The sequence below is a fragment of the Vibrio scophthalmi LMG 19158 genome, assembly GCF_000222585.1.
Taxonomy (GTDB): Bacteria; Pseudomonadota; Gammaproteobacteria; order Enterobacterales; family Vibrionaceae; genus Vibrio; species Vibrio scophthalmi.
On record NZ_AFWE01000220.1, the window covers coordinates 20,101 to 40,500 of the forward strand.

Consider the following 20,400-nt stretch of genomic DNA (forward strand, 5'->3'; position numbering starts at 1 on the left):
TTAGACTATATCTATATGCTAACCGGATGAGTGGAATCAGATGGTAGACTAAAGGCTGCGGTGTAATTTATCTTTAACTCGATATGCTATGCACGTTAGCCACTAACAAAAAGCTTTCTGTTTCGGAGAAAAGTAATGAAACGAGTCATGTTATTCCTTGCAACCAACTTAGCCGTCGTTTTGGTTTTAAGTGTTGTTCTGAATATTGTTTATGCTGTTACGGGGATGCAGCCTGGTAGTCTATCTGGCCTATTGGTCATGGCGGCTGTATTTGGTTTTGGTGGTTCATTTATCTCATTGATGATGTCAAAGGGTATGGCCCTACGCTCAGTTGGCGGCATGGTGATTGAGAGCCCACGTAATGAAACTGAACATTGGTTGCTAGAAACGGTTCGCCGCCAATCTCAACAAGTTGGTATTGGTATGCCAACGGTCGCGATCTACGAATCGGGTGATATTAACGCATTTGCGACAGGTGCTAAGCGTGATGATTCGCTAGTGGCTGTTTCTACTGGTCTACTACACAATATGACTCGTGATGAGGCAGAAGCGGTTCTTGCACACGAAGTGAGTCACATTGCTAACGGTGACATGGTGACGATGACCTTGATGCAAGGTGTGGTGAATACCTTTGTTATCTTCCTATCGCGATTTATCGCTAACATCGTTTCATCGAACAGTGATGAAGAAGGTGAAGGCGGTAGCAACATGATGGTTTACTTCGGTGTTTCGATGGTGCTTGAACTGGTGTTTGGTTTCTTAGCGAGCTTCTTGACGATGTGGTACAGCCGTCATCGTGAGTTTTATGCCGATGCTGGTGCTGCTCAATTGGTCGGCAAAGAGAAAATGATCGCTGCACTAGAGCGTTTGAAAATGAGCCACGAATCTCAACTTGAAGGCTCAATGATGGCATTTGGTATTAATGGTAAAGCGTCAATGACTGAACTGCTAATGAGCCACCCGCCATTAGACAAACGTATTGCAGCACTGCGTAACGGTTTGTAACGATTTAGTTAACCTCATCAATTTACGACAAAAGGCTTGGATAATCTCCAAGCCTTTTTTGATCCATCTATCTTCGCTTACGTAAGTCAAATAAGTTATACAAAATTAATCTTGTACAACTTAATTTATTGTTCTACGTTTATTGTACATTAAAAATTACTGTACAAGTTAGTTAAGGGGATAGCATGGACGTTGCCGACGTTGGTTCAATATACCAACAACTTAACAAATCGAACTTGTATCTTTTGAATGACGTCTATCACCAAGATGTTGTGTTTGAAGATGCAGCACATCGCCTTGAGGGGTGGGATGAGTTAAAGCGCTACTTTGTAAACTTGTATAGCAATGTCCAGCGCTGTGAGTTTGATATTCAAGATCTACAACAGCAGGGATCGGCTGGATTTATCACATGGACGATGGCACTCGAACATCCCAAGCTTCATCGTGGCAACACCATCTATGTGAATGGTGTCAGCCATATAAAGTTTGCAGAGGGTAAAGTTATTTATCACCGTGACTATTTTGATCTCGGTGAGATGCTGTATGAGAATTTGCCGCTGCTTGGCTCGGTTATCCGTACCATTAAACAGAGGCTAGGCGAATGAAGACGGTATTTATCACTGGAGCAACCTCAGGCATTGGCCTTCAATTAGCGCAAGATTACCTAAAAGCGGGGCACAGAGTGATTGCCTGTGGCCGAAATCAACAAGTACTGGAGAGTCTAGGCAGAGACTATAACGGCTTAGAGACCTTGTGTTTTGATCTGACAGACAAACAGCAAACGCAGCAAATTCTCTCAACCCTGCCTTTCATCCCGGATGTTTGGATCTTTAATGCCGGTGACTGTGAGTATATCGAAAAAGGGCAATTGGACAGTGACATCATTCGTCGCGTGTTTGAAATTAATGTCATGGGGTTGGTGTATGCGATAGAAGCAGCGCAACCGCATTTTGTTCGCGGCACGCAGGTGATTATTGTTGGTTCGATTTCCAGTGAGCTGGCATTACCCAGAGCCGAGGCTTATGGCGCTTCAAAGTCGGCGGTGAGTTATCTCGGCCGAACATTGCAACAGACACTAAAACCCGACGGCGTCAACGTTACTGTGGTTTACCCCGGATTTGTGCGCACACCTCTTACTGACAAAAATACCTTCGATATGCCAATGATGGTTGATGTCGACCAAGCCTCGGCAGCGATTCGCAAAGGTATTGAGCGCGGTGATAGCTATATCTATTTCCCTACACGATTCACCTTGATTCTGCGTTTGCTTGGCTTACTCCCTTATCGCTGGCAAAACCGAATTACGGCCAAATTAATCCAAGAATAAAGGAACGATAATCATGAGAATTGCAATTGTTGGCACCGGTATATCAGGATTGACTTGCGGCTACTATTTACATCGAGAGCACGATATTACTCTGTTTGAGGCTAATGACTATATTGGTGGTCATACCGCAACGGTTGATGTTGTCAGTCACGGAATCGAGTATGCCGTAGATACAGGCTTCATTGTTTACAACGATCGTACCTATCCTAACTTTATTAATTTAATGGATGAGGTAGGGGTGAAAGGCGTTGCGACGGAAATGAGTTTTAGTGTTTCTAACCAAGCGAACGGGCTGGAGTACAACGGCCATACTCTTACGACGTTATTTGCTCAAAAGCGCAATTGGTTCAAACCTGGATTTTATAAATTTATTTTCGATATTTTGCGTTTTAACCGTTTAGTCAAAAATCACGTTGCAGCGCTTGAACCTCACCAAAGTCATGGGGAGCAAACTCTCGGTGACTTTTTACGTCAGTACCAATTTAACGATTATTTCAGTGACAATTATATTTTGCCCATGGGGGCGGCGATATGGTCATCCACCTTGGCAGATATGCGAGCCTTTCCTCTGGATTTCTTTGCCCGATTTTTTCTTAACCACGGCTTGCTTGATGTGGTTAACCGTCCGCAATGGTATGTCATTGATGGCGGTTCAAGGGCGTATATACCGGCTGTCACTAAAGGGTTTGCTGAGCGTATTCGCCTGTCATCACCGATTGAATCGGTCTGGCGTGATATGAGCGGGGTACAGGTGATGGTGAATGGTGAGGTGGAGCATTTTGACCAAATTATCTTTGCTTGCCATAGTGACCAAGCACTCGCAATGTTAAACGATGCGACTTCTGAGGAGCAAGACGTTCTCTCCAACCTTGCGTATCAAAATAATCAAGTGACGTTACACACCGATACCAGCTTACTCCCTAAGCGACAAGCTGCCTGGGCGGCTTGGAATTATCGCCTAACAGGATCCGATGTTGAGCAGAGTGTACCGCCGACGCTGACCTACAACATGAATATTTTGCAGCATATCGAGAGCAAAGAGACGTTTTGTGTTTCCTTAAACAGTGATAGCCAAATTGATCCGAGCAAAATATTGCGTACTTTTAATTACAGCCATCCGGTATTTAGTCGTGAGTCGATGATGGCTCAATCCAAACGAGACAGTATTAATGGCGAGATGAATAGTTGGTTCTGTGGTGCTTATTGGTACAACGGTTTCCATGAAGATGGCGTGCGCAGTGCGCTAGATGTAGTTAAAGCGATTGAGTCTCAAGCTGAGATAAAGGTAGCGCCTCGCTTACAGCAAGGGGCGGCTTGATATGAACAGTTCTTTATTGGTCGGCATGGTGAGGCACAAGCGGCGTGAGCCAATTCAGCATGAGCTGAACTACCCGATGTTTATGCCGTGTCTGGATCTCGATGAACTGGATAGCGTATTCACAAAGGTGTGGGGAATAGGCCAACGCTGGTGGCATTGGGCGAGGTTTCGTCGAGCGGATTACCTCGGAGAAGGCGACTTAAAACAAGCGGTATTTGATAAGGTCGAAGAGTTAACAGGGGAGCGGTTGCAAGGCAAGGTTGAAGCGGTTATTCATTTGCGTTACTTGGGTATCTACTTCAGCCCGGTGAACTTCTATTACGTTTATGACCGACAAGGCGAATGGCGTTATTTGTTGGCAGAAGTGAGCAATACACCGTGGAATGAACGCCACTACTACGCTATTCCTGCGACAGAATCTGGATGTTTTGAGCATCAGAAAGCATTCCATGTTTCGCCATTTAATCCAATCGAACAAACCTACCGATGGCGTATTAAGCCGTTAGATAGATCGCTCAATGTTCATCTCGAGTGTCATCGAGGAAGTAAAGAGTTTGAAGCGACGATGGCGATGAAAAAAACGCCGTTGCGTTCAAATAATCTCGTACGTCACTTGATCGCAACGCCTATGATGGCAGTAAAAGTCGTCGTTGGAATTTATTGGCACGCCTTCAAGCTGTGGATAAAAGGTGCACCAATTTACACCCATACCAAGTTAACTGCGGCAAATAAAACGATGCCTGAGCATCAAAAATATGACAGTACCAATAGTCGCCCAAATAACAGCAACGATAAGCAAGGAGCATAGGAATATGGCTACTCAAACACTGACACTTCCTAAGCAACTCAGTACATTAGATAAAACCGCACGTAGCGTCGCATTTAATTGTTTGTGTAAATTGTCGATAGGCACTTTGAATATCACCGAAGAATTTGAGCCGGGTAAAGTGGTGCATCGCGAACGTTTTGGCCAACATAGACCTAATCAGCCAGCGGCGATGATTACGGTGAAAAATCCGGCATTTTATAGTTGCCTGTTGAAAGGCGGCAGTATCGCAGCCGCAGAAGCGTATATGGATGACTGGTGGGAGTCTCCTGATTTGACCGCGTTAATGGAATTAATGGCATTAAATTTATCCGCACTGGATAGTATTGAAAGCCGCAGCAGCTTTCTCTCGACGCTGTTAAATAAATTTAGTCACTGGTTGAATCGCAATACGGTCGAAAACTCGCAAAAGAATATCTCTGCGCATTATGACTTGAGTAATGCGCTCTATGAGACTTTTCTTGATGAGAATATGCTCTATTCGTCAGCGATATTCGAATCGAATCAAGACTCTTTAGCCCAAGCGCAAATTAATAAAATGGAACGCTTGTGCCAACAGTTACAATTGAAACCAACCGATCATGTGGTTGAAATAGGTACCGGTTGGGGAGCTATGGCGATATACATGGCGTTAAATTATGGCTGTAAAGTCACCACAACCACTATTTCTGATGCCCAGTTTGATTACACCAAAAATAAGATTGAACAGTTTGGTTTAACCCAACAAATTACGTTACTTAAAAAAGACTACCGCTTGTTGGAAGGTCAATACGACAAATTAGTTTCGATTGAAATGATTGAAGCGGTCGGCAAGGAGTATCTTTCTTCTTATCTTCACAAGTGCCAAACCTTACTGAAACCACAAGGGTTAATGGCAATTCAAGCGATTACTATCGCGGATCAACGTTATAAAAGTTACAGCAACAATGTTGATTTTATACAAAAATATATCTTTCCCGGCGGTTTTTTGCCTTCTATTACCGCACTGACTGGAGCTGCGACGCAAAATAGTGATTTAGTGATGAGAGATCTCTTCGATATTGGTGAAGATTATGGAAAAACACTGCGCCATTGGCATGACAGATTTAATCGCAATCTCGATACGGTGACAGAGCTCGGTTTTGATCAGCGCTTTATTCGTATGTGGAACTATTACTTCTGCTATTGCGAAGGCGGTTTTCGAGCCAAAACCATTAGCACGGTTCACATGACCTTTCAAAGACCATAGGCAAAACTGATGAGCCAGTTTAAGAGGTTATTGATTGCTTCTACTTGGTTTCAAGTTATTTGGTTTGTGGCCGTCGTTGGCAGTGAACAATGGCAATGGCTGACGTTGGCTTGCTTACTGATTACCTTGGGCCTGAGTGCGCGATTGAGGGCGATAGTTTGGCAAAAATGGTTGCTGTTAACCGGGATTGGTATAGGCATCGATATGGTCAATTTACACTTTGGGATATTGATATTTGATACCCGTTTTCTGCCTCTGTGGTTAATCGTACTTTGGGCAATGTTTATGTGGTATGCGCAGTTTCTGGTCCCTGTTGTGAGCCGTTATCCACTTGCGCTCGTATCACTTATTGGGGGCCTAGCTGGCAGTTTAAGCTACTTGGCTGGTTACAAGCTCGGCGCGGTTCAATTGGGCTACTCAATACCGTTTACCTTTACTTGGTTATTTTTTGTTTGGGCTGCAATTACGGCGTTGTGTATCAGGAGTTTGCAAGATGAAGAAGCAAGGATGGGTTAGTCGATTATTACTGGTCCAGTATTTGATTGCTGCGGCTTTAGCGTTAATAAGCATCAACGCATTTGCTGTTAATGTCGCCGAAAAAGATCAGTGCAAGTCCTGTGCTTGGCAACAGTGGCCTACGGTTGGTCGCGCTGAGCTAAGTGTGCTTTTTTTTGATGTTTATAACTCTACATTGTTGAGCCCGACTGGGCGCTATCAGGTAACTCAAGATCTGAGCCCACATCCCTTAGCATTAAGCATTGAATATCAGCGCAGTATCAGTCGGGTACAGCTGTTGGATGCCACCTATGAGCAGTGGATAAAGCAAGGCTACAACCGCGTACAAGCGAAGCAATGGATAGAGGAGTTGACCTCTATTTTTCCCAGTGTGAAGCAGGGAGAGAGATTAACCTACATTACAGATGGAGAGCGTGGTTACTTTGAGTTTTCCCCAAATGCGAAGTCAACCCAAGCGTTGGGAACGATTGATGATGAGCAGCTTAACGATGCTTTTTTAGCGATTTGGTTATCGCCTAAAACGGAGTATGCAGACCTGCGTAGGAATCTAATAGGGCAAACAAAATGAAGACAAAATTCGCGTTTATCATTATTTTCATTGGGATGCTGCTAGGTTGTAATACTCAGCTCAGTGATTACCGTTCAAAGACGTCGACCCCGACCTTTAATCTGTTTGAGTATTTTAGAGGCGAAACGACCGCATGGGGCATGGTACAAGACTTCAGCGATAAGCAAACTCGCCGTTTTGAGGTGGTGATAGTCGGGAGCGTTGAAGGCGATCGTTTGACTTTGGTTGAGGATTTTGTGTTTGACGATGGAGAGCAGCAACAACGAATTTGGGTTATTGAGCGTCAATCTGATGGACGCTATCAAGGCACGGCCAACGATGTAATTGGGGTAGCAAAAGGGGCTGAGTTGGGGCATGTGATGCACTGGCAATATGATCTGCAATTGCCTTGGGGAGAGGGAACAACTCAAGTTTCAATGGACGATTGGCTCTACCGTCAAGATGACAAGCACCTGTTTAATATTACCAAAATCAGTAAATTCGGCTTAGAAGTCGGACAGGTGACGATCTTCTTTCAAAAACAATAAACGCATAGAGAAACAAAAAGGGTTGCCCTAGAAGACTAGGGCAACCCTTTTGCGGTATTTCTAATGGTGATTACAGCTTGTCAGTTAGTTCGATTGCTTGACCGATGTAGTTCGCTGGTGTCATCTCTTTAAGACGCGCTTTCTCGTGCTCAGGAAGCTCAAGACCGTCAATAAAGTTACGCATCGCTTCACCATCAACACGCTTACCACGAGTAAGCTCTTTCAGCTTCTCATATGGCTTTTCAATGCCGTAACGACGCATAACGGTTTGTACTGGCTCAGCCAATACTTCCCAGTTACGGTCAAGCTCAGCAAGTAGCGCTTCACGGTTTACTTCAAGCTTGCTGATGCCTTTTAGTGTTGAAGTGTAAGCAATGATTGCGTAGCCAACACCTACACCTAGGTTACGTAGAACGGTTGAGTCGGTTAGGTCACGCTGCCAGCGAGAAACAGGCAGTTTTTGCGCCAGGTGGCCAAATACTGCGTTCGCTAGACCAAGGTTGCCTTCTGAGTTTTCAAAATCGATTGGGTTTACTTTGTGCGGCATGGTTGAAGAACCAATTTCGCCAGCAATGGTTTTTTGCTTAAAGTGACCCAGTGCAATGTAACCCCAAACATCACGATCAAAGTCGATTAGGATGGTGTTGAAACGTGCTACTGCATCAAATAGTTCAGCGATGTAATCGTGAGGTTCGATTTGCGTAGTGTATGGGTTCCAAGTCACGCCGAGTGATTCAGTGATGAACTCTTCACTGAATTTGTGCCAATCTAGTTCTGGGTAAGCCGAAAGGTGAGCGTTGTAGTTACCCACTGCGCCGTTGGTTTTAGCTAGAATTTCAACATTCTCGATTTGCTTGTATTGACGCTCCATACGGTAAGCAACGTTCGCCATCTCTTTACCCATGGTAGAAGGAGATGCTGGTTGGCCGTGGGTACGTGATAGGAAAGGAATATCACGGTACTCAGCAGCAAGCTTGCTGATAGCGTCAATTAGGTTGCGGATTTCTGGAAGAATCACAGTTTCACGTGCTTCTTTAAGCATAAGAGCGTGAGAAGTGTTGTTGATGTCTTCAGAAGTACAAGCAAAGTGAATGAATTCGTTTACTGCGTGTAGTTCAGGAATACCAGCGACTTTTTCCTTAAGGAAGTACTCAACCGCTTTCACATCGTGGTTTGTGGTACGTTCGATCTCTTTGATGCGTAGTGCGTCTGCTTCAGAAAAGTTTTCTGCAAGGTTATCTAGGAATTGATTTGCTTCCGCGCTAAATGCTGGAACTTCCGCAATTTCAGCGGTAGCAGCAAGCTTTTGTAACCAGCGGATTTCAACGATAGTACGGTACTTCAATAGACCGTATTCACTGAAAATTTCGCGTAACGCAATCGTCTTGCTTCCGTAACGACCGTCTACTGGTGAAACAGCTGTCAATGCTGACAATTCCATGATTTTCTCCTGAATTGGGTTTCTAAAATTCGTGTGCTTTATACCAATAACTGTGGCAATTGTCACGAACATTGCGCAAACGTTTGCGCAAGGGTTGTCTGATTTAAAAAAATAAGCTCGCAATTGATGCGAGCTCTTATTTAATTTTATTTACATGCGAGCGAGTAGAATCTGCGCCTGCTCAATCATTTTCTTGCGACCAAAAATTAAGTGGCGGCGTTTTCCGCCGACTTGACGCCACAATACAGCACAACGAATACCAGAAAGTAACAAGGCGCGTACTTTATTTTGATTGCTCGACTGTTGCAGTACAGATGGTGTGCCAGTCACTTGAATTCGAGGGCCTACAGGGCTAACGACATCAAGGTAAACGCTCGCTAAGTTGCTCATCATTTGTTCGTCAGTCAACGAATAATGGTCAGCTTGTCTTTCAAGCATTTTGATGCGGTCACCAAGCTGAGACATGGCATCATTACGGCTACTTAGTTTGCGCTCAAGCGCCATTAAACTAATGATATAACGCGTAATTTCACTGCCAGCAGGAGTGCTGTCAATGCCTTTTACTAGACACTCTAAGCCAAGTTTTAAATCGGCCTCGCGGCCGAATACGCTCACGGTATTGCTTGGGTTAGTGTTTAGTATCGCCTTTAGTGAAGTTTCAAACGCGTCTGAGTCACAATGGCCGTTTTTTGCTGCTTGCTGAACTAAAGCGACTGCTTGGCAGATACCAGCAAATGCGATGGTACGGTCATAAAGAGTATTCGCCACGTAGAGTTACTCCTAGTTATACGTCAATTAAATGCGTTGTTCGATGATACCACCACCAAGACAAACATCACCTTGGTAGAATACAGCGGATTGCCCAGGGGTTACCGCGACTTGTGGTTCGTCAAAGATCACTTTGATGGTTTCATCATCGACCGGAATGATAGTGCACGCGATGTCAGTTTGACGATAACGTGTTTTCACTGTGCATTTTAACGGTTCTTTAATCGGGGTGCGATCTACCCAGTGTAATTGTGATGCAACCAACCCATTAGATTTCAAAAGTGGGTGGTCAGCACCTTGCACTGCAATAAGCACGTTACGTTTTAGATCTTTTTCTGCTACGTACCAAGGTTCTTCGTTACCGCCGCCGCCTTTTTGGCCACCAATATGTAAGCCTTTGCGTTGACCTAATGTGTGGTACATCAAACCTTGGTGTTCGCCGATTACTTGACCTTCAGGTGTTTCGATTTTACCGGGTTGCGCCGGTAGGTAACGACCAAGGAAGTCAGTAAACTTACGCTCACCAATAAAACAGATGCCGGTAGAGTCTTTTTTCTTCGCTGTGATCAGGCCTTGTTCTTCCGCAATACGGCGAACTTCAGGTTTTTCAATCTGACCAACAGGGAATAGACTACGGCCAACTTGTTCGTGACTTAGCGTGTACAAGAAGTAGCTTTGGTCTTTGTTGCTGTCTTTACCACGTAGCATTTGCGGTTTTTCACCGTTTTGTGGGAAAGAGCGATCAACATAGTGACCCATGGCGATGTAATCGGCATCGAGCACTTCATCTGCGTACTCTAAGAACGCTTTAAACTTGATTTCTTTATTACAAAGAATATCCGGGTTTGGGGTGCGACCTGCTTTGTATTCTTCCAGGAAGTACTCAAACACGTTGTCCCAATATTCTGCGGCAAAGTTAATTTTGTGCAGATGGATGCCAAGCTTGTCACAAACTTCCTGCGCGTCGGCCAAATCTTGGGCCGCGGTACAGTATTCTTCGTTGTCGTCTTCTTCCCAGTTCTTCATGAAAAGACCTTCGACTTGATAGCCTTGTTCTTTTAGAAGATACGCGGAAACCGATGAATCAACACCGCCAGACATACCAACGATGACTTTCTTTTGACTGTTGTCAGTACAGTTCTCAGACATTGCTTAACACCACAAAAATTTACTGGAGGCAGATTCTAACAGAAAGCATTTCACGGTGACAGATCCGAGATCGAAATCACACTTCGAATTTAAGGGATTTTAACCACTTTGCTTAAAGAGTCTGCATTAACGATTAATGATATAGCCGTTTTACTTGATGTTACCGTGGTATGGGGCCTTGTCTTGTTGTGCTCGCTGTCGGATGTCGCTGGCCTTTCGAGGGGCACTCGTGCCATCGGTTAAATGTTCAAGTAATTTGGGTATAAGTCTTCTATATATGGCATAGTGGCGAAAATTCAAGTGGTAAGTTGAAGGTACAACCAAGTGACAGATGAAAACCAAGTATTAGAAGAAGCCGATTTGATTGAAGTGATTGAGAATCAGCTTGAAGATCGTAATCCAGTAAAAGTGACAGAGACTCTAATGCGCTTGCGTATGAGTGGTACCAGTCGTGATGATGCCGTTGCGATGATGGCTTGTGCGGTTTCGATTGAAATTTTTGATGTGATGAAAAATGGCGGAGAATTTAATTTGAAGCGTTATTCTGAGCATTTAGATAGCCTGCCAGACCTCTACTTTATGGAAGGTGAATAGGGCAAACGTTTGCTATAATCCCAGTTATTGCCGCGCTATCCACAGCGCGGTAGAATCCGCGCTCCTGTCATCCCTTAATCAGAATCATAGTTATGAAATTTCCTGGTCAACGTAAATCGAAGCACTATTTTCCCGTCCATGCTCGCGACCCATTGGTAAGCCAAGCGCAAGAGAGCAAGAAGATGTCTCGTACCCATATTATTGGTATCGATCAGACGTTAGTGGACATTGAAGCGAAAGTCGGTTCGGAGCTGATCGAAAAATACGGACTGAGTAAGGGACACTCATTGGTTATTGATGACCAAACGGCAGAAGCGTTATATAACGAATTGAAAGACCAAGCGCTTATTACTAACGAATATGCGGGTGGTACCATTGGTAATACACTTCATAACTACTCAGTGTTGGCAGATGACCGCTCAACATTACTGGGTGTTATGAGCCAAGATATTAAAATTGGCAGCTACGGCTACCGTTATTTGTGTAATACATCGAGCCGAATGGATCTTAACTACCTACAAGGTGTTGAAGGTGCGATTGGCCGTTGTTTTGCATTGATTACCGAAGATGGCGAACGTACTTTTGCGATTAGCGAAGGTCAAATGAACCAACTTCGCCCTGATAGCATTCCTGAAAAGATTTTCAAAAATGCATCAGCCTTAGTACTTACTGCTTATTTAGTGCGTTGTAAGCCAGGCGACCCTATGCCTGAAGCAACCATGCGCGCGATTGAATACGCGAAGAAATATGATGTACCAGTGGTATTAACACTTGGTACTAAGTTCGTTATTCAAGACGACCCTAAATTCTGGCAAGACTTTTTACGCGACCATGTTTCTGTTGTGGCGATGAATGAAGATGAAGCAGAAGCTTTAACAGGTGAAGTTGATCCACTAGCGGCTTCAGATAAAGCGTTAGATTGGGTTGATCTTGTACTTTGTACTGCAGGCCCTGTAGGTCTTTACATGGCAGGTTATACGGAAGAGGGCGCTAAACGCGAAACTTCATTACCGTTATTACCGGGTTGTATTGCGGAATTTAACCAATATGAATTCAGCCGTCCGGCAGTGAAAGCATTGTGTGAAGAACCGATTAAAGTCTATTCACATATTTCACCTTATATGGGTGGCCCAGAAAAAATTAAGAATACTAATGGCGCTGGTGATGCTGCGTTATCGGCTTTATTGCATGATATGGCAGCAAATAAGTACCATAGAGAAAACGTGCCGAACTCAAGTAAGCATGCTCACGCTTTCTTAACGTATTCGTCATTCTCACAAGTGTGCAAATACTCTAATCGAGCAAGCTATGAAGTATTAGTGCAACATTCCCCTCGTTTATCTCGTGGTCTACCGGAACGCGAAGATAGCTTGGAAGAAGCATACTGGGAAAGATAGTTGTTCAAATAATACCTGCTATTAAGCGGGTATTATTTTAATTGATGAAAAAAAGGCTCCTAATAAGGAGCCTTTTTTAAATCTCATTTTAATCTATCGTTAAACTAGATTAAAAACTCTTCAAGCTTACGGCCTGAATCTAGTAGAGCTTGGATTGCTGATGGAGTGCGACCTTGGCCTGTCCAAGTTTTTTCGTCGCCGTTAGCATCTTCATATTTGTATTTTGCAGGGCGTGGTGCACGTTTTGCTTTAGTTTTTGTTTTAGTTTCACCAGCAAGTGCACTAATTAGTGCTTCTACATCAATACCGTCTTTTGCGATTTGTTCAGCAATAGCAGCAAGCTTTGCTTCTTGCTCAGCGCGTTCTGCTAATTCAGCTTCGTCAGCTTCTTTACGCTCAGAAACAACAAGCGATAATTTTTCTAGTGCTTCTTCTAGTTGCTCTAGAGTTAGTTCACGAGAAAAAGCACGTAGGCTACGAATGTTTAAAAGTGTTTTTGTTAATTCCGACATAAATTGCACCAATATAGTAAGCGATAAATGGATATTAATCCGGTAATGTGGATATTACAATTCAATTATATAAAATAAAATAAAAAATAATACGAACGATTTTCTTGAAAGTAAGTTTTAAGCTCACTTCACATTCTATTGTTTACCTCATACTTCAATTTAGATAGAAGTAACGACTTTAAGTTTAGTGCGTTGTTTCATATATGCTAGTCAGAAAGAAAAATTATTTGTCATGATGATTGCAGGTGTTTTATAAATTCAGTGTGTCGATATAAGTGGTTATTAACGGCCTCTTTACACTGCGGTATGAAATATATGCGTTTTTTACTGAGTGGTCTCTCTTGTCTAGTTGCATATAAAGGCCCCGTTTGAAAAGGGTTGGAGTAATTAAAAAAGAGCAATAAAAGTTTAGGTCGATGTATTGAAATGATGTTTAAGATAAGTACAATGGTCGTCACCTGATGCGTTATCTTAGTTAAAGCTATGTTAAACATTGTTTAATTTAGCATTGTCTTTGGATAGTGCGGTAGAGGAGCGGAATGAATGAGTCGCGTTTGTTGGGGTGATGCCAATGAGCAAACGTAAAAGGTCTTATCCGCCGAAGTGAGCTGATACATCAATATCTCTCGCTGGGGTTGTACTCGAATAGGGACAACACTGCCATAGTCTATTATTTGTATAACTATGGAGCGCTACTGTAGGCTTGGGATAAGTATTCACTTTCCTATCGCTAATTTTTAAATGTATAGGCTATCTATGTAGTTTATGCGTCTGCAGTAGATCTCTAACCAATTATTACTGGTTTTTGAAGATCATGAATTTAATCGATTTTGCTACATCCCCTTTATCATTGCTTCCTCCGGTAGTCGCTCTTAGCTTGGCTATTATTACTCGTCGCGTACTGCTTTCTTTGGGTGCGGGTATTGTTTTAGGCGCTATTTTACTTGCAGATTACTCACTTGGTGGTGCGACTAGCTATGTGAAAAATACCGTATTCGGTGTTTTTGTTGAAGATGGCTCTTTGAATGCTGGCAACATGAGCATTATTGGCTTCCTATTACTGCTTGGCATGATGACAGCCCTGCTGACATTGTCTGGTGGTACACGCGCGTTTGCTGACTGGGCTCAATCACGCATTAAAAGTAAACGCGGTGCGAAACTATTAGCGGCATTTTTAGGTATTTTCATCTTCATTGATGATTACTTTAATAGCCTTGCAGTGGGTGCGATTTCTCGTCCTGTGACTGACCGCTTCTATGTATCACGCGCGAAACTTGCTTATATTCTTGATTCAACTGCTGCGCCAATGTGTGTTGTGATGCCCGCTTCTAGCTGGGGTGCATACATCATGACCATTATTAGTGGTATTTTGGTCTCGCACGGCATTACGGAATATTCTGCTTTAGGCGCGTACATGCGCTTAGTACCAATGAACTTTTACGCTATCTTTGCGTTGTTAATGGTATTTGCCGTAGCGTGGTTTGGCTTATCGGTTGGTAAGATGCGCGAGCACGAGATCTCAGCTTCACAAGGGCGTGGTTTTGATGATGAAAACCAAATGGATGAGCTTGAAGAAGCGCGTTCATTGGATGAAGAACTTGATATTCGTGAAAGCGACAAAGGTCGAGTGTCTGATTTGATCCTGCCGATTGTATTGCTGATTGTTGCGACCGTTGCTTCTATGTTGTACACCGGTGGTCAAGTGTTGGCAGAAAGTGGTAAGCCATTTGCACTATTAGGCGCATTTGAAAATACCAATGTCGGCATTTCACTTATCTACGGCGGTTCAGTTGGTCTAATTGTTGCCTTGATTACGGTCATTCGTCAGCGCATTCCAGCGATTGAAGTGACGCGTACTTTAGTCATTGGCGCAAAATCGATGTTTGGTGCGATCTTAATTCTGATCTTTGCTTGGTCAATTGGCACTGTGATTGGTGATATGCAAACAGGTAGCTACCTTTCGACGATGGCGCAAGGTAATGTGAATCCTCACTGGTTGCCAGTAATCCTATTCCTATTGTCTGGTGTGATGGCTTTTGCAACCGGCAGTTCATGGGGCACGTTTGGTATTATGTTGCCAATTGCCGGCGATATGGCGGGGAATACCGACATTACGCTTATGCTACCAATGCTTAGTGCGGTACTAGCCGGTTCAGTATTCGGTGATCACTGTTCACCAATCTCAGATACGACCATCCTGTCTTCAACCGGTGCTCGTTGTTGCCATATTGACCACGTAACGACGCAGCTACCCTATGCACTATCGGTGGCGCTGATTTCATGTATCGGCTTTATTGTGCTGGGTATGACAGAATCAATAATGTTGTCTCTAACCGCGTGTAGTGCTGCATTTGTGGCGGTGTGTTTTGTATTGAACATACTGTCAAAATCAAAAATGACGACACAGTAACCACCACAGTTGGGTGACTTTGTTTGATGAAGAGGGCTTAGGTCCTCTTTTTTGTTTTAAGCTAACTCAGTTAAGGCAGTCGATCGAATAAGTGTGTGTAGTGCGTTTAAAAAAACTTAAATTAAAGGTTGAAAAAAGTTAATGGCTTGGTTAGTGTGGTAATCAACCAAGCGGAATTGAAGAGCTTATAAGTATGCGTAAATTAGTAATGAATATTCATCATCACCATCACCCAATGTAGTCTTTCGGGAGATGAACGCATACCCGGGGGACAGGAAACTCCCGGAGGCTAAATCAAAGATTTTTAGAATTAACCCTCGGGAGACTCACATCTTCCGAGGGTTTTTCAATTTTAATGGCTTGAAAACTAAGAATTATCAGAAATTTGCACAGGGATATCGCAATGCAAACACAACGCCTAAGAATCGCAATTCAAAAGAAAGGTCGCCTAAGTAAAGAGTGTCAGCAACTGCTGAAACAGTGCGGCGTAAAATTCACAATCATGGGTGAGCGCCTAGTGGTTCATTCGCAAAATATGCCAATTGATTTGTTACTGGTTCGTGACGACGACATTCCTGGTTTGATTATGGATGGTGTGGTTGATTTGGGCTTTATTGGCGAGAACGAACTAGAGGAAGTTCGCTTAGATCGCAAAGCGCTCGGTGAGCCAAACGAGTTTCTACAGTTACGCCGTTTAGACTTTGGTGGTTGCCGCCTCTCTATTGCGATTAACAAAGATCAAGAATACCAAGGGCCACAAGATTTGGCGGGTAAACGTATCGCAACTACGTATCCACACCTATTGAAAGCCTATATGGATGAGCAAGGTATCCCATTCTCTACTTGTATGCTGACTGGTTCGGTCGAAGTTGCACCTCGTGCGGGTTTAGCCGATGCAATCGCTGACCTTGTGTCAACGGGTGCAACACTTGAAGCCAATGGCTTGAAAGAAGCAGAAGTCATTTTCCGCTCTAAAGCGACTCTGATTCAACGCACTGGTGAATTTGCCGCTGACAAACAGGCGTTAATCGACAAGCTGCTGACTCGTATGCAAGGTGTACAACAAGCAAAAGAATCAAAATACATCATGTTACACGCGCCTGTAGATCGTTTAGAGCAAGTGAAAGCCTTGCTACCGGGGGCGGAAGATCCAACGGTGTTGCCTCTTTCTGCTGATAAACAAAAAGTTGCGGTTCACCTTGTGAGTACCGAAAACCTTTTCTGGGAAACCATGGAACAGCTTAAAGAATTAGGTGCAAGTTCAATTCTAGTCCTTCCAATCGAAAAAATGATGGAGTAAGCCAATGAGAACAGTGGTATGGCAGTCTCTAAGCGAAACACAGCAAGATGCGGTGTTAGAGCGTCCAGCGATTGCAGAAGGGGCAAATATCACAGCGGCAGTGTCGCAAGTGATCGCGCAAGTTCGCCAACAGGGCGATGCTGCAGTGCTTGAACTGACAGAAAAATTTGATCGCGTAACGCCAAGCTCGATTCGCGTTTCTCAACAAGAAATCGATCAAGCATCAGCGCGCCTAACCGACACGATGAAACAAGCACTTGAACAAGCGTATAGCAATATTGCCAAGTTTCATAAAGCACAGAAGCCGCAGCCGATCAAAGTCGAAACACAACCGGGAGTGATGTGCGAGCAGGTGACACGCCCGATCCAAAATGTGGGATTGTATATTCCTGGCGGTAGTGCACCACTCCCATCGACAGTGTTGATGCTCGGTGTTCCTTCACAAATTGCCGGTTGTCAGAAAGTGGTGCTGTGTTCACCACCGCCGATTGCTGATGAAATCCTTTACGTCGCTAAGCTATGTAACATCGACGAGGTGTATAACGTTGGGGGTGGTCAGGCGATAGCGGCGATGGCTTATGGCACAGAGTCGGTCAGCAAAGTCGATAAGATTTTTGGCCCGGGCAATGCTTATGTGACCGAGGCTAAGCGTCAAGTGAGCAATGATTTTCGCGGGGCGGCAATTGATATGCCCGCAGGCCCTTCTGAAGTGCTCGTTATTGCAGATGAAACCGCTGATCCAGAGTTCATCGCCTCAGATTTGCTTAGCCAAGCGGAGCATGGTCCTGATTCTCAAGTGGTTCTTGTCACTCCTTCTCCTGTCATTGCCGATCAAGTGGCAGATGCAGTACTGCGCCAGCTAAAAGAATTATCGCGTGCGGATATTGCCGAAAAAGCACTTGCCTCTAGTTTGATTATTATTTCGGAATCCTTGACGCAAGCAGTGTCGATTTCAAACTTCTATGGCCCAGAGCACTTGATTGTGCAGACCAAAAATCCACGTGAATTGCTGCCGTTACTGGATAACGCCGGTTCAATCTTCTTAGGAGACTGGTCGCCGGAGTCTGCCGGTGATTATGCTTCAGGGACCAACCACGTATTACCAACCTATGGTTATACTCGCACTTACTCAAGCCTTGGTTTGGCTGATTTTTCTAAACGCATGACAATACAAGAGTTGTCGGCGGAAGGTTTAAAAGCATTAGCACCAACGGTCGTCACAATGGCAGAGGCAGAAGGTCTTGATGCACATAAACGTGCGGTGACTATTCGTGTTGAAAAATTGCTTCAACGAGGAGACGCATAATGGAAAAGTTAGCGCGTAAGCAGGTCCAACAGTTAACGCCGTATTTATCAGCTCGCCGTATTGGTGGCAGCGGTGATGTATGGCTTAACGCCAATGAATCGCCATTTAATAATGAATACAAGACCGATTTTGCACGTCTTAACCGTTACAGCGAATGCCAGCCGAAAGAGTTGATTGAGGCTTATGCTTCTTATGCAGGCGTGAAGCCAGAGCAAACGCTCACTTCTCGTGGTGCTGACGAAGGTATTGAGCTGCTCATTCGCGCTTTTTGTGAGCCAAATGAAGATGCCATTCTATTTTGCCCGCCGACTTATGGAATGTACGGCATTAGTGCTGAAACCATGGGCGTTGCGCGTAATGTGGTGCCACTGACCGCAGAATGGCAATTGGATTTAGCGGCTATCGAGCAAAACCTAGAGAAGGTTAAGCTGGTGTTTGTTTGTAGCCCAAATAACCCAACGGGTAACTTGGTCAAGCGTGAAGATATTGTCTCACTATTAGAAATGACCAAGGATCGCGCTATTGTCGTTATGGACGAAGCCTATATCGATTTTTGCCCTGAAGCGTCGACGGTTGATTTGCTGGAACAATATCCTAACTTGGCGATTTTGCGCACCTTATCTAAAGCGTTTGCTCTTGCCGGGTTGCGTTGTGGATTTACTTTGGCAAACGAAGAGATCATCAATGTCTTGCTCAAAGTGATCGCGCCTTACCCAGTACCAGTGCCGGTTGCTGATATTGCCATTCAAGCGCTCTCTGAAGCGGGCCTTGCACGCGCTAAATACCAAATGCTCGATCTCAATGCCAACCGTGCTTACTTACAAGTGGGTCTATCAATGATTGCCGGCGTCGAAGTGTTTGAAGGTTGGGGCAACTACTTATTAGTTAAGTTTAGTGATGGTGATGCTCTGTTTAAAGCGGCATGGGATACCGGCATTATTTTGCGTAATTCACCGATAGAAAATTGTGTTCGCATCAGTGTTGGCAACCGTGATGAGTGTGAAAAAACGGTTGGCTTTATCCGCAACTTTTACGCTTAATCCCCCTAAAACGTTAAGAGTTTGCATAGCAATAATAATGAAAACCCTTTTGTTTAATTAAGAGGGTAAAAATAGAAATAAGGATGTTCGAGTGAGCAAGCAGCAAAAAATACTCTTTATTGACCGTGATGGCACCTTAATTGTTGAGCCGCCGGTTGATTTTCAGGTTGACCGTTTAGATAAGTTAAAGCTGGAGCCGTATGTCATCCCAAGCTTGTTAGCGTTGCAAGATGCTGGTTACCGCTTAGTGATGGTGACCAATCAAGATGGTTTGGGGACGGATAGCTATCCACAGGCCGATTTTGACGCACCGCATGACATGATGATGGAGATTTTCGCATCGCAAGGCGTCAAGTTTGATGATGTATTGATTTGTCCGCACTTTGAAGAGCAAAATTGCTCTTGCCGTAAACCTAAGCTTGGTATGGTAAAAGAGTACCTGCAAAACGGTAAAGTCGACTTCCAACACTCGGTTGTGATCGGTGATCGTCAAACAGACCTTCAGTTAGCTGAAAACATGGCAATTCAAGGTATCCAATACCACCCGAAAACCATGAATTGGCCGCAAATTCTCAAAGATCTCACCGTTAAGGCGCGTGTAGCGGAAGTGATTCGCACCACCAAAGAAACCGACATCAAAGTGTTTGTTAATTTGGATGAACAGGGCGGTAATGAGATATCGACGGGGTTGGGCTTCTTTGATCACATGCTTGATCAAATAGCGACGCATGGCGGTTTCCAAATGAAGTGTACCGTGGAAGGGGATCTCCACATTGATGATCACCATACCATTGAAGATACCGCTTTGGCTCTTGGCCAAGCGCTAAAAGATGCCCTTGGTGACAAGCGCGGCATTGGCCGCTTTGGTTTTAGCTTGCCGATGGATGAATGTTTGGCCCAGTGTGCTTTGGACCTTTCAGGCCGCCCGTACCTTAAATTTGATGCCCAATTTAGCCGCGAACAAGTGGGTGATTTATCGACTGAAATGGTGGTGCACTTCTTCCGCTCATTGACGGATACGTTAGCGTGTACTTTACACCTATCATCGACGGGTGATAACGATCACCACATTATCGAAAGCTTATTTAAAGCGTTTGGCCGTACGTTACGCCAAGCAATTAAAGTGGAAGGTAACGAGTTGCCAAGCAGCAAAGGCGTATTGTAAGGA

At 44.2% G+C, this 20,400-nt stretch carries 20 protein-coding genes, 1 riboswitch and 1 other annotated feature; of the genes, 16 read left to right on the top strand and 4 right to left on the bottom strand.

Going from position 1 to position 20,400, the window contains the following annotated elements; genetic code table 11:
- Positions 1 to 135 precede the first annotated feature (135 nt).
- From htpX to RH88_RS20300, 9 genes are all read left to right on the top strand, one after another.
- Positions 136 to 1,005: a protease HtpX gene (gene htpX / locus RH88_RS20260; protein WP_006714223.1), complete on the top strand. Its 870-nt coding sequence runs from the start codon at positions 136 to 138 to the stop codon at positions 1,003 to 1,005.
- 185 nt (positions 1,006 to 1,190) lie between these two features.
- Positions 1,191 to 1,610 carry a nuclear transport factor 2 family protein gene (locus RH88_RS20265; protein ID WP_005599560.1) on the top strand — a complete coding sequence of 140 codons (420 nt, stop codon included), beginning with the start codon at positions 1,191 to 1,193 and terminating at the stop codon, positions 1,608 to 1,610.
- Positions 1,607 to 2,332 carry an SDR family NAD(P)-dependent oxidoreductase gene (locus tag RH88_RS20270; protein ID WP_005599561.1) on the top strand — a complete coding sequence of 242 codons (726 nt, stop codon included), beginning with the start codon at positions 1,607 to 1,609 and terminating at the stop codon, positions 2,330 to 2,332. Before RH88_RS20265 ends, RH88_RS20270 begins: the two co-directional genes overlap by 4 nt.
- Positions 2,333 to 2,345: 13 nt before the next feature.
- Complete coding sequence (locus RH88_RS20275; protein WP_005599562.1) at positions 2,346 to 3,650, top strand: NAD(P)/FAD-dependent oxidoreductase; 1,305 nt, start codon at positions 2,346 to 2,348, stop codon at positions 3,648 to 3,650.
- A 1-nt stretch (position 3,651) separates the two neighbouring features.
- Positions 3,652 to 4,458, top strand: a complete 807-nt coding sequence (locus tag RH88_RS20280) for a DUF1365 domain-containing protein (protein WP_005599563.1) — start codon at positions 3,652 to 3,654, stop codon at positions 4,456 to 4,458.
- A gap of 4 nt (positions 4,459 to 4,462) precedes the next feature.
- The gene (locus tag RH88_RS20285) at positions 4,463 to 5,704 is read left to right on the top strand and encodes an SAM-dependent methyltransferase (RefSeq protein WP_005599564.1); all 1,242 of its coding nucleotides are present in this window, start codon (positions 4,463 to 4,465) and stop codon (positions 5,702 to 5,704) included.
- A gap of 9 nt (positions 5,705 to 5,713) precedes the next feature.
- Positions 5,714 to 6,220, top strand: a complete 507-nt coding sequence (locus RH88_RS20290; RefSeq protein WP_005599565.1) for a DUF2878 domain-containing protein — start codon at positions 5,714 to 5,716, stop codon at positions 6,218 to 6,220.
- Positions 6,198 to 6,788, top strand: a complete 591-nt coding sequence (locus tag RH88_RS20295) for a chalcone isomerase family protein (protein ID WP_005599566.1) — start codon at positions 6,198 to 6,200, stop codon at positions 6,786 to 6,788. Before RH88_RS20290 ends, RH88_RS20295 begins: the two co-directional genes overlap by 23 nt.
- On the top strand, positions 6,785 to 7,315 hold the full coding sequence (locus RH88_RS20300; protein WP_005599567.1) for a DUF3833 domain-containing protein: 531 nt from the start codon (positions 6,785 to 6,787) through the stop codon (positions 7,313 to 7,315). The genes RH88_RS20295 and RH88_RS20300 overlap by 4 nt, the downstream gene beginning before the upstream one ends.
- A gap of 70 nt (positions 7,316 to 7,385) precedes the next feature.
- On the opposite strand, the gene purB is transcribed toward RH88_RS20300, so the two are convergent.
- The 3 genes from purB to mnmA form a co-directional block, all read right to left on the bottom strand.
- Positions 7,386 to 8,756, bottom strand: coding sequence for an adenylosuccinate lyase (gene purB / locus RH88_RS20305; protein WP_005599568.1), 1,371 nt, complete (start codon positions 8,754 to 8,756; stop codon positions 7,386 to 7,388).
- A gap of 150 nt (positions 8,757 to 8,906) precedes the next feature.
- Positions 8,907 to 9,524, bottom strand: a complete 618-nt coding sequence (hflD, locus tag RH88_RS20310) for a high frequency lysogenization protein HflD (protein WP_005599569.1) — start codon at positions 9,522 to 9,524, stop codon at positions 8,907 to 8,909.
- Between the two features lie 27 nt (positions 9,525 to 9,551).
- Positions 9,552 to 10,673: a tRNA 2-thiouridine(34) synthase MnmA gene (gene mnmA / locus RH88_RS20315; RefSeq protein ID WP_005599570.1), complete on the bottom strand. Its 1,122-nt coding sequence runs from the start codon at positions 10,671 to 10,673 to the stop codon at positions 9,552 to 9,554.
- A gap of 324 nt (positions 10,674 to 10,997) precedes the next feature.
- On the opposite strand from mnmA, the gene RH88_RS20320 reads away from it, so the two are divergent.
- Entirely contained in the window at positions 10,998 to 11,267 is a 270-nt protein-coding gene (locus tag RH88_RS20320; protein WP_005599571.1) for a hypothetical protein, read from the top strand.
- Between the two features lie 92 nt (positions 11,268 to 11,359).
- A complete protein-coding gene (locus RH88_RS20325; RefSeq protein WP_005599572.1) occupies positions 11,360 to 12,664 on the top strand; it encodes an inosine/guanosine kinase in 1,305 nt (434 codons plus the stop codon).
- Positions 12,665 to 12,768: 104 nt separating this feature from the next.
- Here the strand turns inward: RH88_RS20325 and RH88_RS20330 are convergent, their stop codons facing one another.
- Entirely contained in the window at positions 12,769 to 13,176 is a 408-nt protein-coding gene (locus tag RH88_RS20330) for an H-NS family histone-like protein (RefSeq protein ID WP_005599573.1), read from the bottom strand.
- Positions 13,177 to 13,695: 519 nt separating this feature from the next.
- A riboswitch (Lysine riboswitch) is annotated at positions 13,696 to 13,879 on the top strand.
- Positions 13,880 to 13,990: 111 nt separating this feature from the next.
- Between RH88_RS20330 and RH88_RS20335 the strand changes: the two genes are divergently transcribed.
- The 5 genes from RH88_RS20335 (at position 13,991) to hisB (ending at position 20,397) form a co-directional block, all read left to right on the top strand.
- The gene (locus RH88_RS20335; RefSeq protein ID WP_005599577.1) at positions 13,991 to 15,586 is read left to right on the top strand and encodes a Na+/H+ antiporter NhaC family protein; all 1,596 of its coding nucleotides are present in this window, start codon (positions 13,991 to 13,993) and stop codon (positions 15,584 to 15,586) included.
- A 216-nt stretch (positions 15,587 to 15,802) separates the two neighbouring features.
- Positions 15,803 to 15,937, top strand: a sequence feature (His leader region).
- Positions 15,938 to 15,989: 52 nt separating this feature from the next.
- Positions 15,990 to 16,886 carry an ATP phosphoribosyltransferase gene (gene hisG / locus RH88_RS20340; protein WP_005599578.1) on the top strand — a complete coding sequence of 299 codons (897 nt, stop codon included), beginning with the start codon at positions 15,990 to 15,992 and terminating at the stop codon, positions 16,884 to 16,886.
- Between the two features lie 4 nt (positions 16,887 to 16,890).
- Positions 16,891 to 18,192 carry a histidinol dehydrogenase gene (gene hisD, locus RH88_RS20345; protein WP_005599580.1) on the top strand — a complete coding sequence of 434 codons (1,302 nt, stop codon included), beginning with the start codon at positions 16,891 to 16,893 and terminating at the stop codon, positions 18,190 to 18,192.
- Positions 18,192 to 19,232, top strand: coding sequence for a histidinol-phosphate transaminase (gene hisC / locus RH88_RS20350; RefSeq protein ID WP_005599582.1), 1,041 nt, complete (start codon positions 18,192 to 18,194; stop codon positions 19,230 to 19,232). Before hisD ends, hisC begins: the two co-directional genes overlap by 1 nt.
- Before the next feature lie 91 nt (positions 19,233 to 19,323).
- A complete protein-coding gene (gene hisB, locus RH88_RS20355; RefSeq protein WP_005599584.1) occupies positions 19,324 to 20,397 on the top strand; it encodes a bifunctional histidinol-phosphatase/imidazoleglycerol-phosphate dehydratase HisB in 1,074 nt (357 codons plus the stop codon).
- The last annotated feature ends 3 nt before the right edge of the window (positions 20,398 to 20,400 follow it).

Excerpts from the sequence above, each read along its gene's own strand:
- htpX (WP_006714223.1), top strand. The coding sequence starts at position 136 with ATGAAACGAGTCATGTTATTCCTTGCAACCAACTTAGCCGTCGTTTTG.
- RH88_RS20265 (WP_005599560.1), top strand. The coding sequence starts at position 1,191 with ATGGACGTTGCCGACGTTGGTTCAATATACCAACAACTTAACAAATCG.
- RH88_RS20270 (WP_005599561.1), top strand. The coding sequence starts at position 1,607 with ATGAAGACGGTATTTATCACTGGAGCAACCTCAGGCATTGGCCTTCAA.
- RH88_RS20275 (WP_005599562.1), top strand. The coding sequence starts at position 2,346 with ATGAGAATTGCAATTGTTGGCACCGGTATATCAGGATTGACTTGCGGC.
- RH88_RS20280 (WP_005599563.1), top strand. The coding sequence starts at position 3,652 with ATGAACAGTTCTTTATTGGTCGGCATGGTGAGGCACAAGCGGCGTGAG.
- RH88_RS20285 (WP_005599564.1), top strand. The coding sequence starts at position 4,463 with ATGGCTACTCAAACACTGACACTTCCTAAGCAACTCAGTACATTAGAT.
- RH88_RS20290 (WP_005599565.1), top strand. The coding sequence starts at position 5,714 with ATGAGCCAGTTTAAGAGGTTATTGATTGCTTCTACTTGGTTTCAAGTT.
- RH88_RS20295 (WP_005599566.1), top strand. The coding sequence starts at position 6,198 with ATGAAGAAGCAAGGATGGGTTAGTCGATTATTACTGGTCCAGTATTTG.
- RH88_RS20300 (WP_005599567.1), top strand. The coding sequence starts at position 6,785 with ATGAAGACAAAATTCGCGTTTATCATTATTTTCATTGGGATGCTGCTA.
- purB (WP_005599568.1), bottom strand. The coding sequence starts at position 8,756 with ATGGAATTGTCAGCATTGACAGCTGTTTCACCAGTAGACGGTCGTTAC.
- mnmA (WP_005599570.1), bottom strand. The coding sequence starts at position 10,673 with ATGTCTGAGAACTGTACTGACAACAGTCAAAAGAAAGTCATCGTTGGT.
- RH88_RS20325 (WP_005599572.1), top strand. The coding sequence starts at position 11,360 with ATGAAATTTCCTGGTCAACGTAAATCGAAGCACTATTTTCCCGTCCAT.
- RH88_RS20330 (WP_005599573.1), bottom strand. The coding sequence starts at position 13,176 with ATGTCGGAATTAACAAAAACACTTTTAAACATTCGTAGCCTACGTGCT.
- RH88_RS20335 (WP_005599577.1), top strand. The coding sequence starts at position 13,991 with ATGAATTTAATCGATTTTGCTACATCCCCTTTATCATTGCTTCCTCCG.
- hisG (WP_005599578.1), top strand. The coding sequence starts at position 15,990 with ATGCAAACACAACGCCTAAGAATCGCAATTCAAAAGAAAGGTCGCCTA.
- hisD (WP_005599580.1), top strand. The coding sequence starts at position 16,891 with ATGAGAACAGTGGTATGGCAGTCTCTAAGCGAAACACAGCAAGATGCG.
- hisC (WP_005599582.1), top strand. The coding sequence starts at position 18,192 with ATGGAAAAGTTAGCGCGTAAGCAGGTCCAACAGTTAACGCCGTATTTA.